The 17,455-nt window shown below is 45.6% G+C and carries 6 protein-coding genes; 3 read left to right on the forward strand and 3 right to left on the reverse strand.

The window, feature by feature from the left end; genetic code table 11:
• Positions 1 to 53 precede the first annotated feature (53 nt).
• Positions 54 to 9,257, reverse strand: a complete 9,204-nt coding sequence (locus G9Q97_RS09790; RefSeq protein WP_166146279.1) for a non-ribosomal peptide synthetase — start codon at positions 9,255 to 9,257, stop codon at positions 54 to 56.
• A gap of 514 nt (positions 9,258 to 9,771) precedes the next feature.
• On the opposite strand from G9Q97_RS09790, the gene G9Q97_RS09795 reads away from it, so the two are divergent.
• A complete protein-coding gene (locus G9Q97_RS09795) occupies positions 9,772 to 10,998 on the forward strand; it encodes a glycoside hydrolase family 18 protein (protein WP_166146282.1) in 1,227 nt (408 codons plus the stop codon).
• A gap of 173 nt (positions 10,999 to 11,171) precedes the next feature.
• Here the strand turns inward: G9Q97_RS09795 and G9Q97_RS09800 are convergent, their stop codons facing one another.
• Positions 11,172 to 11,333, reverse strand: a complete 162-nt coding sequence (locus G9Q97_RS09800; RefSeq protein WP_166146285.1) for a hypothetical protein — start codon at positions 11,331 to 11,333, stop codon at positions 11,172 to 11,174.
• Between the two features lie 486 nt (positions 11,334 to 11,819).
• Here G9Q97_RS09800 and G9Q97_RS09805 point away from each other — a divergent pair, with 486 nt between their 5' ends.
• Both G9Q97_RS09805 and G9Q97_RS09810 read left to right on the forward strand, forming a co-directional pair.
• Positions 11,820 to 13,427, forward strand: a complete 1,608-nt coding sequence (locus tag G9Q97_RS09805) for a proton-conducting transporter transmembrane domain-containing protein (protein WP_166146288.1) — start codon at positions 11,820 to 11,822, stop codon at positions 13,425 to 13,427.
• A gap of 89 nt (positions 13,428 to 13,516) precedes the next feature.
• Positions 13,517 to 15,994 (forward strand): YbcC family protein, encoded by a 2,478-nt coding sequence (locus tag G9Q97_RS09810; protein WP_166146291.1) that lies wholly within the window; start codon positions 13,517 to 13,519, stop codon positions 15,992 to 15,994.
• 442 nt (positions 15,995 to 16,436) lie between these two features.
• Here the strand turns inward: G9Q97_RS09810 and G9Q97_RS09815 are convergent, their stop codons facing one another.
• The gene (locus tag G9Q97_RS09815) at positions 16,437 to 17,447 is read right to left on the reverse strand and encodes a DUF354 domain-containing protein (protein ID WP_166146294.1); all 1,011 of its coding nucleotides are present in this window, start codon (positions 17,445 to 17,447) and stop codon (positions 16,437 to 16,439) included.
• Positions 17,448 to 17,455: the final 8 nt, after the last annotated feature.

A 17,455-nucleotide genomic window follows, 5' to 3' on the forward strand; every position in this document is an offset into this window, starting at 1 on the left:
GGGTTAAGGGGTATTTTTTCGGCAAGGTCTTAAAATATCAATTCCTTCTCGTACTACGTTTTTCGATCGAGTATTAGCTGAATGGTGTCCGCTAAGTGTTTCCTGTTCTCCGGAGAAAATAGCTCCGTATGGGTGCCTTCTACCTCATGAATGGTCAACTTTTTGACGAGAGGCTTCCATCCCAGGTACCTGAGGTCATGAAAATAATTGGTAGGAATTTTTGCCCGCAGCAAATGCACCTCTCCATCATAATAGGTCGGTTGATAGCGGTACATGGCTTCACGGTGCCTGCGTTTCAGGTCCTGCAAGGTCTGCTCAAGTGGACTCAGACCGGTATTTTCTGATTTTTTGAAAATGGACAGTAAAACGCTCTTTTTTCGCTCCCAGGAAGCTTTCTTTTTATTCAATAGAAGCTTTGGATGATGTGCCAAAAGTGAACAATCAAACCAAATCTTCTGGAATTTAAATTCCAACCTATCAAAAAAGGAATCTGGGTTTGAAGGGAAAACATAGGTATCAAGGAGGATTAGGGCCACTATCTTTTTTCCAGATCGCCGCCATTGTTTTGCCATTTCAAAGGCGATAATGCCACCCAGGGAATAGCCTGCCAATATATATGGACCCTGATGGGCTTTACCTTCAATTTCCGCAATGTAATGTGCCGCCATGGCTTCAATACTCTCCAAGGGTTGCTCCTTACCGTCCAGACCATTTGCCTGTAGCCCAAAGACCGGTTGGTTGGGATCCAGTTTTTTAGTGAGTTCATAAAATGGCATTACATGCAATCCGGCGCCATGCACCATAAAAAGGGGTGTTTTACTGCCTTCAGGCTTTATGGGTACCAAACTTTCCCAATGTTGCTTTTCCGTCACCTGAGACTGCATGGCCATGGAAAGATCCTTCAAAACAGGGTGCTTGAAAAATAGTGCCAGCGGAAGTTTGATACCGAACCGGCTTTCAAGTGCTGCCATTACCTGAACTGCTGCCAGAGAATGTCCACCGATTTCAAAGAAATTGTCTGTGGGGTTTACCCGAGGCAGGTGCAGTACTTTTTGCCAGGTATTCGCAATGGCCGAATCTATGGGATTGCCTGGGCTTTCCGGATCAATATGTGGATTTGTTTCCAATCCTATTTCTGCAATTGCGGCCAGTTGCCGCCTATCCAGTTTACCGCTGGAGGTCAAAGGGAACTTCTGCAGGTACCAATACCTATCGGGTACCATATAAGCCGGCAAATGTGCTCCCAGCTTCTTTTTCCAGGAAGAGCTAACCGTTTCAGAAACTTCCATTACGTTCAATCCCAATACCTGTTGCCATTTGTTATGAGCAAAGGTCTCTGCTGTTCCGTTAATAAAACCGAAGAGCATTCCATTTCCAGCTTCAGGTTGAAGGTAAATGACGGTTACCTCCTTTAGTTTTGCTTCATTTTTCAATACCCGTTCTATTTCTTCCAATTCAACCCGGTGACCGCGGATTTTTACCTGCTGGTCGATTCTACCCAGGACGGCATATTCGCCTTCTGCCAGAGATTTTCCCAGGTCCCCGGTTTTATACATGGTATGCTCTCCGGAGGAGTCAAATGGATCTTTCAAAAACCTTTTTTTACTTAACTCCGGCTGGTGGAGGTACCCTTTGGCTACCCCTGCCCCGGAGATGTAAACTTCTCCTTCCTGGCCCTCCGGAACCGGGAGTCCATGTTCGTTGAGGATATAGATTTTCGTATTGGCAATTGGCTTCCCTACCGAAATCTCTTTGTCACTAGCATTTATTTCCTTAATCGTGGAAAAAACCGTAGTCTCTGTAGGACCGTAAATATTCCAAAGGGTCTTGCAGCGAAGCAATAATTTTTGGGCAAGTTCCAGGGAGAGCGCTTCTCCCCCACTGATAATCCGCAGGTTTTCGAAACGCTTTTCCCATCCGATTTCCAGCAGCATTTTCCAATGGGTTGGCGTTGCGAAAACAGTAGTAATTTCAAATTTTTCGAAGGCCAACAGTACTTCCCTGGGATCTTTCCGCTGCCTTTCGTCCAGTACGTAACATTGGGCACCATAAACGTAAGGAAGCAGAGTTTCCAGTATGGCAATATCGAAAGATACAGAGCTGACAGCCAGAAATCGGTCATCACGGTGAATGCCCGGTGAATCGGATACGGCGGTCAGGAAATGGTGCAGGTTGGCATGGGAAATAACCACACCCTTTGGTTTTCCGGTAGAGCCTGAAGTGTATATAATATAAGCCGAATCCTCTGCACGGGTTTGAAGCCCGGGCTCAGAGAGGGGAAGGTGTTCTTTAGCAGCAGTAAACGTATCCCATTCAAGCAGTTTCCCTTTCAGAGCCACACCCTTGCGAAATGGCTTTCCGGAAATGGTCAGTTGGCAGCTATCCTGCAGCATGTAAAGGATTCTTTTTTCTGGAAGTCCTGTGTCTACAGGAAGGTAGGCTGCGCCGGTTTTTAGGGTTCCCAAAATGGCGATGATCATCTCAATCGAGCGGTCCATCAGGATACCTACCACCTTTCCGGGTCCCATGCCTTTTTCGATGAGAAAATGGGCCAGTTGATTGGCAGATTGATTTAAATCATGGTAGGATAAAGCCTGCTCGTTGCAAACTACCGCAATTTTTTCAGGATCCCTTTCGGCGGCTTGGCTGATCTGCTTGTGTACAGGGATAAAATCCGATGACAAAAAGGGAGGAAGGGCTGCCGATTCGGACAACTGAGGATTAGCCTCAGGAAGGATCAGGGAGCCAATGTTCTGCTCAGGGTCCCCTGATATCCTTTCGAGTATTTGCCGGTATTCGGTAACAAATTGACCCGGTTGATCTTCGCCAAACTTATTGGTTTTGCAGGTGATTTTGCCTTTCAGAGCTTGTCCGGTAGTAGTGAAAATCAGACTGAGGTCATACTTGGCTTTGATCTGCAGGCTGTCAAGTGCAGTGAGTTCCAGCTGTTCTCCCCAATGATATGCTTCATGCGCTACCGGACTGTCTTCCTGCAAGGAGCACATCACCTGAAACAGTGGATTTTGCCCGATAATTCTTTCTGTGTTGGTAGCTGCTACGATTTTCTCAAAAGGCAGGTCCTGGTTTTCAAAGGCTTCCATGCAATTGGTTTTTACCTGATCCAGGAAATCGGTGAATTTCATCCCTTTTCTGATAAAAGACCTGATGGGTAAGGGGTTGATAAAATAGCCCAGGGCCTTTTCCAAATCCGGGTGCTGTCTCCCGGAGGTAGGTGTGCCTACACAAAGCGTTTCCCGCTCAAAAAAGCGGTGCAGCCAGACCTTAAAAGCTGCCAATAAAGTCATGTATAGGGTGACTCCCTGCTGATTGCTCATTTGTTGCAATCGATTTTTCAGATTTTCCGGAAGGACGAAGGAAAGCTCAGTACCAGCATTATCCGTATTTTGGCCGCTGTATTCTCCTTCTCTATTCATGAGAGGTGTTATTCCCCTTAGTTTTGATGTCCAATACTCAAGCTGCGGTTGCAGCGTCTTTTCGGTAAGGTATTTCCGCTGCCAAAGGGCAAAATCCCGGTATTGAACCGGTGGGCTCAGGACACATTTTTCTCCTTTACACGCTGCTTTGTAAAAATCTGCCAGTTCTTCCAGGAATAAAGGAAGCGACCAGCCGTCAAAAGCAATATGGTGAAAGGTGATTACCAGAACAGCTTCCATAGGACCAGCCGTTAACAGCCCGGCGCGTAACATATAATCCCTGCTCAAATCAAATGGCGCAGTGTTCATCGATTGGATCTGCGCATGTAAATCTTCATCAGAGATGGGTGAGCTTTTCGCCAATTTCCAATTTCCAGGGTCCATCACCTGCTGATAAGGTTTGCCATCCTTCTGTCGTATGACGGTACGCAGCACCTCGTGCCGGAGAAGCATTTGTTTCAGCGCCTTTTCCAAAGCCACCGGATCAATAGCTCCTTTCAACCTGAGAACAAGGGGAATATGGTACTGGTCCGAACCTTCAAGCAGGTCAATGACCCATAAACTTTCCTGGCTGTAGGAGAGAGGGACTTCTCCGATTTGCTTTGCCTCAGTTGTTTTGATGGGAGGTAAAGCCTTTTTCTGGCCATTTGACCTGATGATTTCTGCCATCCCGGAGATGGTAGGCGCTGAAAACAAATCACCAAGACCAATGGCCGCATTCATTTCCCTGCGCACTGCAGCGAGCAATTTTATGCCCAAAATGGAATGTCCTCCTGCTACGAAAAAATCGGTTGTCGTACTGACTTCATCCATGTTTAAAATCCTTTTCCAAATTCCACATAGGGCCAGTTCTACCGGATCAGCAGGTGGCCTGGATTCCTTAATTTCCGGAGGTAAACCCATTTCAGACAGTTTATTTCTGTCTATTTTTTTATTTGCGGTCAATGGGAGGGCAGAGAGAAACCGCCAATTTCCTGGAACCATGTACCGGGGAACCACCTTTTCCAGGCTACCGGATACGTGTTCCTTTTTCACCGGATCAGACAGCAATGACAGGCTTTTCTCAGCCACCACATGGGCTAGCAACCGGGCTGTTCCATTTTGAGTTTTGCTCAAGGTGACTGCGGCGACTTTTACTTCCGCAAGACCATTTAGCGCAGCTTCAATTTCTTCCAATTCAATGCGGAATCCGTTAATTTTTACTTGTTGGTCGCGTCTTCCTGAAAAAGAAATCTTTCCATCAGGAAGCCATTTGGCCAGGTCACCTGATCGGTACATCCGTGCGCCTGGTTTTTTTGAAAAGGGATCTGGTAAAAATCTGGTGCAGGTCAATTTTGGCTGATTAAAGTAGCCTTGGGCAACGCCTTCTCCACCAATAAAAACCTCCCCTTGCAGACCAATGGGAACCGGAGCACCACTGTTATCTAAAATGTAAATGCTGGAGTGGGCATTTGGCCGGCCGATGGTCACCTTCTGATCTTCCCGGTCCAATTTTTCCACTGTCGCCCAGACTGTGGCTTCTGTTGGGCCATACTCATTGTATAGATCCACATGGGGCAGGAGATTATAATGAAGGGCAACCAGAGATTCGTTCAGGCTTTCTCCCGCAACGGTCACCCTCTTTACAGGTGCATTTGCCAATAGGTTTTCTTCCAGTAAAAACCGGTAAAATGAAGGTACACAGAGGAGGGTTTCAGTTTTGTTGAGATGTAGACTGAGCTCCTCCGTGCGGTACAAATCTGCCGATGGGCAAAGCAGCAAGGTTCCACCAGCTGCCAAAGTTCCGAAAATGACCGCTACTGAGGAATCAAAAGCAAAGGAAGGAACCAGTAATGAATTTCCGATCTCCGGATAACAGGTAATTCTACTTAAGGTAGATGTTGCCAATGCCTGGTGACTGACAGATACTCCTTTGGGCGAACCTGTGGAACCGGAGGTAAAAATGACATAAGCAGGCAATTTCGGATCTATTTGAAGCGATAAAGCCCCTGCAGATTCCAGATAAATTTGATCCATTTCACGGTCCGTCAACACCAGAGAGGTTGCTTGCTCAAAAAAGTGTAGGTGGACTGATTGACAGATCACCAGACTGGGGTGGACTGCTTCTGCCAGCAATTTGATGCGTTCTTCCGGGTACGCTGGATCAATAGGTACATAGGCCGCACCGGCTTTTAGTATACCCAGGAGGCTAATGACCATTTCTTCGGAACGGGGCAGACATACCGGTACCTTATCCCCGGTTTTCACACCCTTTCGCCGTAGGTATCGTGCCATTTGTTCACTCTTTGCCTCCAGGGCCTGATAACTGATCTTTTCTTCGCCAAATTCCAGTGCTGTAGCCGCAGGCTTGGCGAATCTTTGGTTTGCTATCATGGTCAACACGCTGTGGACGGGTATTTGTCGGTTTTTTTCCGTGTTTGGTGACTTGCTAAACTGTAGTATGATCTGCTCCTTTTCGGCTTTGTCCATCAGCGGTAGCTGATCAATAGGTAATTCTGGCGCATGGGTAATTTCATGTACCAGTTGCTGGTAGTGTCTAATAAATCGCGAGATGGTATGTTGTGTGTAAAGTTGTGACTTAAATTCCACTTTTCCCTCTAGTCCTGAGCGGCACTCCCGCAATTCAAAAGTCAGGTCAAAGGTGGAAGTCCCATGGTCGGGATGCTGTTGGTTGACTTCGCAACCTTCAAGTTCCAGGGATTGTGTTAAGGCATCCTGATAGACGAACATTTGCTGAAACAAGGGATGCATGCCTTTTATTCGGGCTATTTCCAGGGACTCAACCAGCTTTTCAAAAGGAGTTTCCTGATGTTCAAATAACTCCAGGGCATTGTTTTTCACTTCCTCAAGCACTTTTGTAAAGGAATGATTACCATGGATTGTAGAGCGGAGCGGAAGGGTGCGTACAAAATACCCGACTAAGGGCTGGAGGTTTTCCTGCTCCCTGCCTGATATAGCAGTACCAATACAAATGTCATTTTGCCCGGAGTACCGGTACAAAAGCACCTTAAATATAGCCAGCAGCGTCATGAACATTGTAGCGTTTCGCTCCCGGGCTATTCTTTTTACCGAATTATAAAGATCCTTGTCCAGGCTAAATCGGAGCGTTTTGCCCTCCTGCTTTTCCATCCTGGACCTTGAAAAATCCAATGGAAGATGCAAGGGAGAAACACCTGCCAACTTTTTGTTCCAGTATTCCAGACCTGGCTTTATTGCATTTTGCCTTGCAAGGCTACGCTGCCATTGGGTATAGTCGGCATATTGGACTTGCAATGCAGGTAATTTTATGGCATCTTTTTTCAGAGACTGCTTGTAGCCTTCGCTAAGCTCTTTTTTGATGATAGCCATGGACCAGGCGTCCGAGACCATATGGTGCATGGCAAGGACCAGCAGGTGATGGCCTTCACTTACAGTGATTAAGGATGCCCTGAACATTCCTTCGGAACTGAAATCAAAAGGCTTGCGAATAATGCGGATTATCTTTTCTGTTACTTTAGGATCTGAAGACCCACTATAACGAGCCTCTCCGTTTTCCCTTGTCATCCGCCATTTGGACAGTTTTCCGGGAACCTGTACCGCAGTTCCATCTTCGTTTATGGCAATGCGGCTTATCAGAATCTGGTGCCTCATTACCAGGCTTTTTAGGGCGTTTTCCAGTATATTTGGCTGCAAATCTCCTTTGATCTGGAATACCTGAGACAGGTGGTATGCCTCACTTCCTTCCAGCTGATGCAGCAACCACAAACCTTCCTGTCCATAAGAAAGCGGAAAATTATGCTGTAGATTTTGAAATCTTTCCAGTTTAATGGTCTCGTTTTCCTGGCGTTTATCTACAAGTCTGGCGAGGTATTTTATTGTGGGATGATAAAACACCTCTTTTACTGAGATTTCCTTTTTCCACTCCTGCCTGATGGCAGCTGTCAAGCGCATAGCCAACAGGGAGTTTCCCCCCATTTCAAAAATGTTATCCCCAATGCTGATTCCCTTGATACCGCTTAGATTTTCCCAGATCCGGAGTAACTTTTTTTCTAATGGATATAGGGCTACCAGCTGCTCTTTGGAGGGCTTAAACTGTGTTACCGGATCAGGAAGGGATTTTTTATCCAGTTTTCCATTGATGGTGAGGGGAAATTTATCCAGGCTATGCCAAAGTGTGGGCACCAAATGCTGCGGCAAGGAACTTTTCAGAAACTCAGTCAATTTGGACGGAGAAAGTGCTCCATTCGGAATAACATAAGCAACAATATGCTCCTGACCGTTTTCGGTGGAATATGCAGTCACCTGCGCCTGCCGGACCGATTCGTGCTTTTCCAGTTCCGTTTCTATTTCCCCAGGTTCAATGCGGAATCCCCTTACTTTAATTTGGTTATCCGTCCGGCCCAGGTATTCAAGTTGAGCATCTTTAGACCAACGGACCAGATCGCCCGTGCGGTAACATTTTTTTTCCGTTTCACTAAATGGATTTGAAATGAACCTTTCACTGGTCAATTGAGGCATATTCAGGTAGCCTCGCGCCAGGCCGTCCCCGGCGATTAACAATTCACCTGTTTCTCCTTCACCCATCAAATTCAGGTTTTCTCCCACAATGTAAACTTGTGTATTTGAGAAAGGCCTGCCTATTGGGATTTTTTCATATTTCTCAGCCAAATCTACCTTGAAAATACACTTTCCTATGGTTGCTTCTGTGGGGCCGTAATGATTGTAAACGCTGCCTTGGTATTTTGCCTGGTGTAAGGCTTTATGTATGGCCAGCGGGAAGGGTTCTCCACCAAACAACATCACTGTTCTAGCCAGCGGAAGGTAATGATCCCGGAGGTAGCTAAGCCATAGAGAGGGAACCACCTTTACACAATCGATTTCATGATCATTAAAATAGTTCGCAAGGACGTTTCCATTTTTGACTGCCTTATCAGCGATAATATGTAGGGCAGCACCAAGGATAAATGCGCTGTGCAACAGGGAATGCCCGGCATCGAATACCAGCGGAGACATTAGGGCAAAGGACCGGCAATTCGAAAATCCGGCAGCCTCAATGATGCCAAAACAGTGATCCAGTAAAGCCCGGTGTTCTATCATGACGCCCTTGGGTTTGCCCGAAGATCCGGAAGTATAAATCACATAAGCCAATTGCTCCGGAACTGGCCTGGTCTCTCTATTCCATTCAGGCAAGTTGGTTGTGGGCAATCCATCGATTTCAATTGCATGCAGTCCGGGCTTTTGAGGTAATTTTCCTGTACTATCCCTGCTGAACAACAATATCCTGGCTTCGGTATCCTCAAGGATATATTGGATTCTCGATTCCGGATAGGAGGGATCAATAGGTACATACGCCCCACCAGCCTTTAGGATGGAGACTATTCCAATTACCGATTCCAGTGACCGGTTTATTAGCACCGGTACCAGGGATTCACTTTTCACGCCCCTTTCCTGCAGCAGGTAGGCCAGCTTATTGGCCCTTGCATTAAGGGCCCCGAAAGTAATTTGCCTTTCCCCATCCACTACAGCAAGGGCCTCCGGATTTTTTTCGGCCTGCTGCTCAAATAGGTCAACTATGGTTTGGCGGTCCGGATACAAGACCACTGATTCGTGCACATGGGCCTTCTTCGTTTGAACTTTATTTTTTCCTTTCCCCTTGTTTTGGCTTTCCCGGGCAATGGTACTTTGTCGCGGCAGAGGATGCCACCCGGTCAGGTTGTAATTGTTGGATGTACTCATATTAAAAATTGAATGGTGTTGTTGGGTAAATATTTTTGCAGGCGTTCCAATGACTTTATTTCCTCCTATCGTTACCGGCAGATCGCCAAACAGGGCTGGATTCCTCAAACCGCATCACTGTTTAATACAGGTATTGAAGCACAAGGAATTACCTTCGAAAATACCGAAAGCTGCATGACTTTAGGCATATACGAGCTATTCTGTGCAATTGGATCATTTACAGATTGAAGGCCCAGGAATCGATAAAAGATTAGTTACAGAAAAAATTTGCGATTATTTTAAACCGGAGGTTGTAACGAGTGCCCTTTTATGTCAGGGTAAAAATCCAAAAGTGCTGGTTTTGAAAATAGTGAGATTGCAATTTTTTGGATAGAAAAACTATTCTCTAAAGACAATTTACTATATCGGCAAGTTTCTGAGAGGTAATTGGTTTAAAAATGAAATCAGAACTTCTTTGGTGGCTTTTGCTCTGAACACATCGTCCGGAGAATTGGTAGAGGAGCAGGTTTTTGATATTTTTACGGTATTGTTTCTACATTCACAAAAAAAATTAGTTTTTTTAGCTTTAGAAATAAATAAAACTAATAAGTATACACCTGTTGTTCGCTCAAAACTAAAAAACATGCCATTGAAATTAAAAAATACAATTCTCCCCAAGTTTTGGTTGTTACTGTTTTTGTATGCTTGTTCATCTCAGTCAAACAAGGAGGTTGAGATTTCTCCATCAATTACTGGTGAATCGGGAAAACCTGTGATCATGGCCTATTATGTGCCCGAGCGGGATTATAAGCCAGAGGAGATACCCGTCGAAAAGCTTACCCATATTATTTACTCCTTTACCCATGTGATTGAGGGGGAGATGAAATTCAGAAACCCTGAGGAAGCAGGTCCAAAGCTCCAGGCTTTGGTGAAGCAAAAGGAGCGCAATCCCGAGCTCAAGGTAATGATTGCCTGTGGAGGCTGGGGTGCGGATGGATTTTCAGATATGGCGCTAACTGAGGAGAGCCGTGCCAAATTTATCCAAAGTGCTTCGGAATTCATCGAATCTTATGAGCTCGACGGTATGGATATGGATTGGGAATATCCGGGAATATCTGGTGCCGGCACCAAGGCCCGTGAAGCAGATACCCAAAATTTCACCGCACTGATGAAGGGTTTGAGGGAGATGCTGGACAGCTTCGATACGCCTAAACTGCTGACCTTCGCTTCGGCGGGTTGGAAGCGATACTACGAGCACATAGAGCTGAACCAGGTAATGAAATATGCCGATTGTACCAATGTAATGACTTATGATCAGGTATCCGGAGTTTCCGAATATACCGGGCACCATACCCCTCTTGGAGATGTGAGCAGTAGGGATATTGAAGGTACGCCATTTCATGCATATTTGGATAGCCTGTACCAGAAGGGATCCAATTTAGATCCCCATCCAAGATCTGCAGAAAAAATCGTGGACTTCCTGATTGAAGAAGGTGTTGATCCTGGTCAAATAGTCATTGGAAGTGCGTTCTACGGCAGGGTTTGGAAGGGCGTTCCTCCTGAAAACAACGGCCTTTACCAGCTCAGTGGCGGTATCCATATTGGCTGGATGGCTTATCAGCAAATCCGTGAAAAGTATGAACCGGACAGTAGCTTTCAGCGCTATTGGGACGAGATGGCCAAAGCACCCTATATGTACAATGCCACAGACAGCCTGATGGTTTCCTATGACGATACCGTTTCTGTGAGTGCAAAAACGAAATATGCCCGGGAGAAAGGGCTGGGTGGCATCATGTTTTGGGAACTGGGCAATGATACCAAGGAAGAAGGAAGTTTGCTGGATGCGATTTTTAAAGCGGCACAGGAGTAGTGTGGATGCTATAAAAAAGTGACGACAAGTCCCGTCATTGCGAGAATTAACTTTTTAAAAAACGCAGAAATCGGGATGACGATATGTTTTTCGCATTATATGGGAATATAAACTTCTCATTCTTTAATAGATAATGGCGAGTTAAAGGCTATTTATGGTAATTTAGCTTGTTTCTATTGTACTTTTTCTCCCGATTCGCTGTGCTGCTCGGGACAGGCTTTGATGAAAAAGTACCAAACCCGCCTCCCGGAGGGCAGGAAATCAAGACAAAAAAATCCTTCCTCCCACAAACCTGCCGCACCCCCGGTTTTTTGTCGGGCCTGCGCTCTTTGCATATTTAATATATAGGTCTTCTTTACTATAAAATTTCTTCAGGGGTAAAATTTTAAGACAACAGTTTTAAATACATCATCGGTAGAACTAACATTTTAAAAAAAAAACGCTGAAATCGGGATGACATTATACAGCACCCCGATGGGGTTCAATTTTTGTAACCCCGGGTAAGCCGACGCAGGAGGTGCAGCCCGGGGTGTAGATGAGTTGGCATTTGTAGGGCATTAGCCGCCAGTAAGCTCAACAGTGAAACAAGCTTTTCGCTAATGCCAGCGGCCCCTCTCCCGTGATTTTTAAAATCTGTCATCCGTAGCCCCTGGCATACCTGGAGGGACAATTTTTTCCTAAGGACCCTTTCCATCAGTACCGTTCATTTAAGGCAAAGTTGTTATTTATCATAAAATTTATTTATGGGTTTCATACGAAATCTAAATAAAAACTTATGGATTTTTTTTCAAAACTTTGCAGCGGAAAAAAAATAGATACACATGTCAGAAAATTTACTTTCACTAATCGTCCTGCTCTCTCCGCTGGTATTTGTTGCTACAGCCGTAGCCTCCTGGTTTCAGCCTGGATGCAGACCAAAAAAAATCATCACGCTTAGCAAAGTCGCAACCCTGATAAGTCTGTTAATTGTGGGCTTTGGCAGTTTTTTAGTTGGCAGGAGGGGGTTAATAGAATCTACTTTGTGGGGAATGGAAGGTATTGGATTTAGCATTCGACTGGATTCGCTTAGCCTGATCATGTTGGGGATGATTGCCTTGCTGGGCTTTGTTATCGTAAAATTCAGTTGTAACTACCTGGATGGTGACCCCAAACAAGGGGCCTTTATGGGAAAGCTGGCGGCGACCATCGCTTCGGTGCAATTGCTTGTGCTATCAGGAAACATTGGCCTGCTCTTTTTTTCCTGGGTTTTGACCAGTATATCCCTGCACCGGTTGTTGGTATTCTATCCCGAAAGACCGGGAGCTCAAATTGCCGCCAAAAAGAAGTTCATCCTGGCCAGACTTGGAGATGCGGCTGTGTTGCTGGCCATAGGTTTACTTTACAACACATTTGGCACAGGTAACCTGGAAATCATGTTTACTGCCATCAAAAATGATTTTTCTTCCGGTAACGGTTCAATGGCCCTGGAGCTTTCCGCTTTGTTTCTGGCCCTGGCTGCTGTTTTAAAATCAGCTCAATTTCCTACCCATGGCTGGTTGATCGAAGTGATGGAAACGCCTACTCCGGTATCGGCCCTATTGCATGCGGGACTGTTAAATGCAGGGCCGTTCCTGATTATTCGGATGGCCTGGGTGATGGATGCTTCTACAGTAGCACCTATTCTTTTGTTGGTACTTGGAGGGCTTACCGCCCTGTTTGCTTCCGTGGCTTATCTCACCCAAACTTCTATAAAAACAGCATTGGGCTACTCCAGTGTTGGGCATATGGGTTTTAGTTTGATGGTTTGTGGGCTGGGAGTATATCCGGCGGCCATGTTGCACCTGGTCGCACACTCCTTTTACAAAGCCCATGCATTTCTATCATCAGGAAGCACGATCGATGTGATAAGGGCCATGAAGGTGCTGGATGAAACCCGGACAATAAGTCCCCTGAAGGTAGTTTTGGGCATATTACTTTCCTTGCTGTTGTTCACTGGCTTTGCCTGGCTTTGGGGGATTGATCCCCTAAATGAACTGCCCTTGATGTTCGTAGGAGCCGTCATCGTTATGGGCCTGTCACGTTTATTTGCAGCAGCTTTTGCCCGAAAATGGAATGCAAGATTGATGAGCCGTGCGGGCCTGTTGGCCATATTGGTCATCCTGTCCTTCTTTACCCTAGAAGCTGGAACGGACTTCCTGCTGGGTATGCAGGTACCGGATATCCGCATCCCGGCTTTGGTGAACATACTGCTCTCCGGTTTGTTATTGCTTGGTTTTTTCTTGGTCGTTTTGGTGCAAATCTTAGCTCCGCAATTGTCCCATAAGCCACATTACCAATCACTCGCCATTCATGTTCGGAATGGCTTTTATGCCAACGCCTGGTTTGACAGGCTGATCGGTGCTACACAGCTTTTATCTCCCCATGACAGGCAGCTTTCAGGTCTTCGATAGTGCAATGATCGCCACCGGTGCCATAAATCCAGTCCATTAACAATTTGCCCAGACCAATTAAGGATTCAAAACAAACTGAATGAAAGAAAATGGAAGAACAAGTTTTAACACGATCCAAGAAAGATAAAAAAATCTCCCTTTCAAAACACATGCAGCAGGCTTGCAAAAAAATTGCGCCAGTTTGGCCGCTGGAGAGTTTTGTAACTGTTAACCCCTACCTGGGGCTTACCGACAGGCATTTTGACTCCGTGGCAGAGCAATTGGCTGCAGTGGGAGGTATTCAAATGACCTTGCCGGTTTCTTTTTACCTCAAAAAAATCCATGAAGGCAAAATTACCCATAAGGACCTGCGTGCCGCTATTGATAAAAAATCTTCTTTTAAAGTTGATGTAGCTACCTTTATCAGTCAATTGGAAAAAGGGGCCGATGTAAAACCAGGAGGTCCTGCCATTGCCACACTTACAGATGTTGCCACCGGGTTTACGAACCAAGACTGGAACCGGTTTTTTACGGCCAGAATTTCCACTTGGGCTGCTTCTTATTTTGATACCGGCCAGGCCCTTTGGAAAACAGCCAATCAGCATTCCGGCGTTTTCGAAGCCTGGAAGGCCGAAGCAACCGTTGATCTTACCTTCGAGATATCCGGCCTTAAAAACTTTCGAAAATACGTAAGGTCCTTTTCCGAAGAGCCTTTGAAAGCGGCTGGGCAAGCTATGGATATTTTGGCTTTATCAGAGGAAGATCTACCCAATTACCTGCACCGCCTGCTGCTCCGGGTGGGCGGCTGGTCGGCTTATGCGGCCCGACTGGATTGGGACAATGAATTATATGGTAAGAAAGGGGGCGCATTAACAGCCTTTCTTGCAGTGCTCATTTGCGCTGAAGCCAGCTTGTACCAATGCCTGAGCCATCCGGACCTTGATTTGATGTGGATAAATGCAAAAAAGGGCCTTTCCGAAGCAGGTGAAAATAAAGAAATCAACAAAGACTTGTCAGAAAAGCTTGTCTTACAGGAAGCATTTGAGATGTCCGTTCAGCGGGAACTCATAGCTAAATTTCAGGTCGCAAAAACGAGCCAGGCCAGGAAACCAGCAAGACCGCTTGCTCAGGCTATATTTTGCATTGATGTACGGTCAGAAGTTTTTCGTCGAAACCTGGAACAGGTCAATACCAACATAGAGACCCTTGGTTTTGCCGGATTTTTTGCTTTTCCCATTCGCTTTATACCCCTTGCCCACGAAAAGGGAGAGGCACAATGTCCGGTATTAATTCCTACCGGGCCTACTATTCTGGAAGAATTTGCTGCCAAAAGCCGGAACCAGAGGGCTTACAAAAACCGCATCTTCCATCATCAGGTCTCTCAGGTTTGGAAATCTTTCAAATCAGGGGCGGTAAGCTGCTTTAGTTTTGTGAGTCCGGTGGGATTGTCTTACCTGCCAAAATTGTTTACCGATTCCTTTGGATTGACCCGGCCAGTTCCAAACCCTGATCAGATAGGGTTGAGCGGAAAAATGTTAACGCAAAAGGGTGTCAGCCTGGATGAGAGCACCCACCAGGGCGAAAAGGTAGGGATTCCTTTGGAAGAACAGGTTAAAATGGCAAAAAATGCCCTGAATGCCATGTCGATCACTGAAAATTTCGCCCGATTTGTGTTGATTGTGGGACACGGTGCTACCAGCGTAAATAACCCCCATGCCACCGGCCTTGATTGCGGTGCCTGTGGCGGAAGATCCGGGGAGCCCAATGCCAAAGTAGCTGCAGCAGTGCTTAATAACATTGCCGTCCGGAAACATTTAAAGAAAGAAAATATCTTTATCCCTGAGGACACGGTGTTTTTGGCTTGTCTTCACGATACGACCACAGATGAAATCAGCATATTCAACGGGCAGGAGGTCTCACCTGCTTATGCCGAAGAGTTTAAGGAATTGAAAAGTTCACTGGCAAAAGCCGGAACCGCCGCACGTGCGGAGAGAGCCTTGCGAATGGCCATAGTGACAAAACAGGATAAAGAGATCCTAGCCCGGAGTAAGGATTGGTCACAGGTTCGTCCCGAGTGGGGTTTAGCGGGCTGCAACACCTTTGTGGTGGCTCCCCGTGAGCGAACCAAAAACCTGAACTTTGGGGGGCTATCCTTCCTGCATTCCTACGACTGGCGGAAGGACCAGGATTTTGCTATCCTTGAACTGATCATGACCGCGCCAATGGTTGTGACGAGTTGGATCAATCTGCAGTATTACGGATCAACCGTTGACAACAAAAATTTTGGTTCGGGCAACAAAACATTACATAACGTTACCTCCGGACTGGGGGTATTGGAAGGATACTCAGGTGACCTAAGGGTGGGCTTGCCCATGCAGTCGTTGCATGATGGGGAGAACTACCAGCATGAACCGGTACGGTTGAATGTGATCATTGAAGCACCAATCGATGCCATGAATGCCATTTTGGAAAAACATCCCTCCGTAAAAGATCTGTGTGACAATGGATGGATACACTTATTGGCCCTAAATGAGGATGGCAAGGTGGCTTACCGGTATGGGGGAGGTCTGAATTGGGATCTGGTTTGATGCGCACCTGTTTGCATTAGGTGTATCAGATGGATTCCTTTTCCCAAAAAACCCTGCTCACACCTGTTGTAAAGCAAGTAATCCGGCAATTGTAACATAGGAGTTCGGGTTAAAAACATACGTAGAAACAGGCTATATGGTCACTTCAAACCGTAATATGAGTGCAATTTGGTGTGAAAGTTTCGTTTTACCGTGGGGTCCCACGTACATACCTGCCCTAAGATTCAACCGATGTAGGGTTTGTTAACTAGCCGAAAATCAACATGATAAAAAACCACATCGTCTTCCCGATTTCTGCGTTTAAAAAAAGTTAATTCTCGCAGTGACGGTACTGACCCTCATCGATAGCGCCACTGGTCCCTGACCAGACTTTTGGCCCTCTCTCTCCGGAAGGTCAAATTAAAACAGCAAATCTATATCATTTGACGAAAGGCCTACTCCATCATTTTAAATCGAAAATCAAATCCTTAATTTTATGAAATGACTTTTTTCCTTCGTCAAGAATGGCTGTGTTTATTTCTGAGTCTTTACGATCATCCAATTCCTTATTGATTTCCGCATAGCTGATAGTCGGATTAATTTTCATCCGACCTTTATCCACCAAATACCTGTCAACGCAAAGTGTTTCTGCCTGATAGATAGATATGGCCGGAATACCCAAAACTGCCAATTCTCTGGTCATGGATCCACCTGCCCCTATAAAAAGTAAGCAGTTAGAAAGGATGTCTTTTAACTTTAATGGTTTTACAGCTACGGAGACCTGATTGAATTTTTCCTGTTTATAGTGGGCCCTTTGATTGGGGTCTCTTGGAAGAATGATTACCTTATGTTTTGTTGCGATTTTTAGTATTGTTTGATCGAAAAAATTTAATGGCCCACTATAATATTGGGCAGACCAGGGTTCTGGTCTGAAATAAATGGTCGTTTTCTTCCCTGGAATTAGTTGAATTAAATCCGGATCCTGCGACAAGTAAATGGCTTCCTTTACACTTGGGTAAAAGGAGACCTTTGATTTCAAAGGCCATTTTTTTACAAAACCCTCATTGCTAAGGGGAAGGGGTAGGATAACCTTTGAAGCAAAGTAGAAGCCGAATAAATTTCCCCGGGCGTGTTCATTGTCATTGGTGTATAAGCAGGGAATACCCAAAATTCGGGCCACTATGGGCTGATAAAAACTACTTTGGCTTGCTGCTACATCCGGTTTGTGCTTGATGATAAAGGAATACAGTAGATAAATCCTTTTTGGGAAAAAAAGCAATTTTTGAAAAAAGCCCTTTCCTACCTTTTTCCCAATCAGCTGGTATTCCAATCCGTTTAATTTTAAGAGTTCAAGGGTGTTTCCCGAATCCCTGCAGGTCAACAGCAATTCGTGATTATCCATTTGAAACGCTCTAATAAAGGGTACCCAAAAAGAAACCTGGGGGGTATTTATGAAGTCAATCCAAATTTTCATTAGAAAAT

Origin of the sequence: Cyclobacterium plantarum (assembly GCF_011290685.1) — a bacterium.
In the GTDB taxonomy this organism is placed as follows: domain Bacteria; phylum Bacteroidota; class Bacteroidia; order Cytophagales; family Cyclobacteriaceae; genus Cyclobacterium; species Cyclobacterium plantarum.

Bases quoted from the DNA above. Each gene is read 5' to 3' on its own strand.
- G9Q97_RS09795 (WP_166146282.1), top strand. From the start codon at position 9,772: ATGCCATTGAAATTAAAAAATACAATTCTCCCCAAGTTTTGGTTGTTA.
- G9Q97_RS09800 (WP_166146285.1), bottom strand. From the start codon at position 11,333: ATGCAAAGAGCGCAGGCCCGACAAAAAACCGGGGGTGCGGCAGGTTTG.
- G9Q97_RS09805 (WP_166146288.1), top strand. From the start codon at position 11,820: ATGTCAGAAAATTTACTTTCACTAATCGTCCTGCTCTCTCCGCTGGTA.
- G9Q97_RS09810 (WP_166146291.1), top strand. From the start codon at position 13,517: ATGGAAGAACAAGTTTTAACACGATCCAAGAAAGATAAAAAAATCTCC.
- G9Q97_RS09815 (WP_166146294.1), bottom strand. From the start codon at position 17,447: ATGAAAATTTGGATTGACTTCATAAATACCCCCCAGGTTTCTTTTTGG.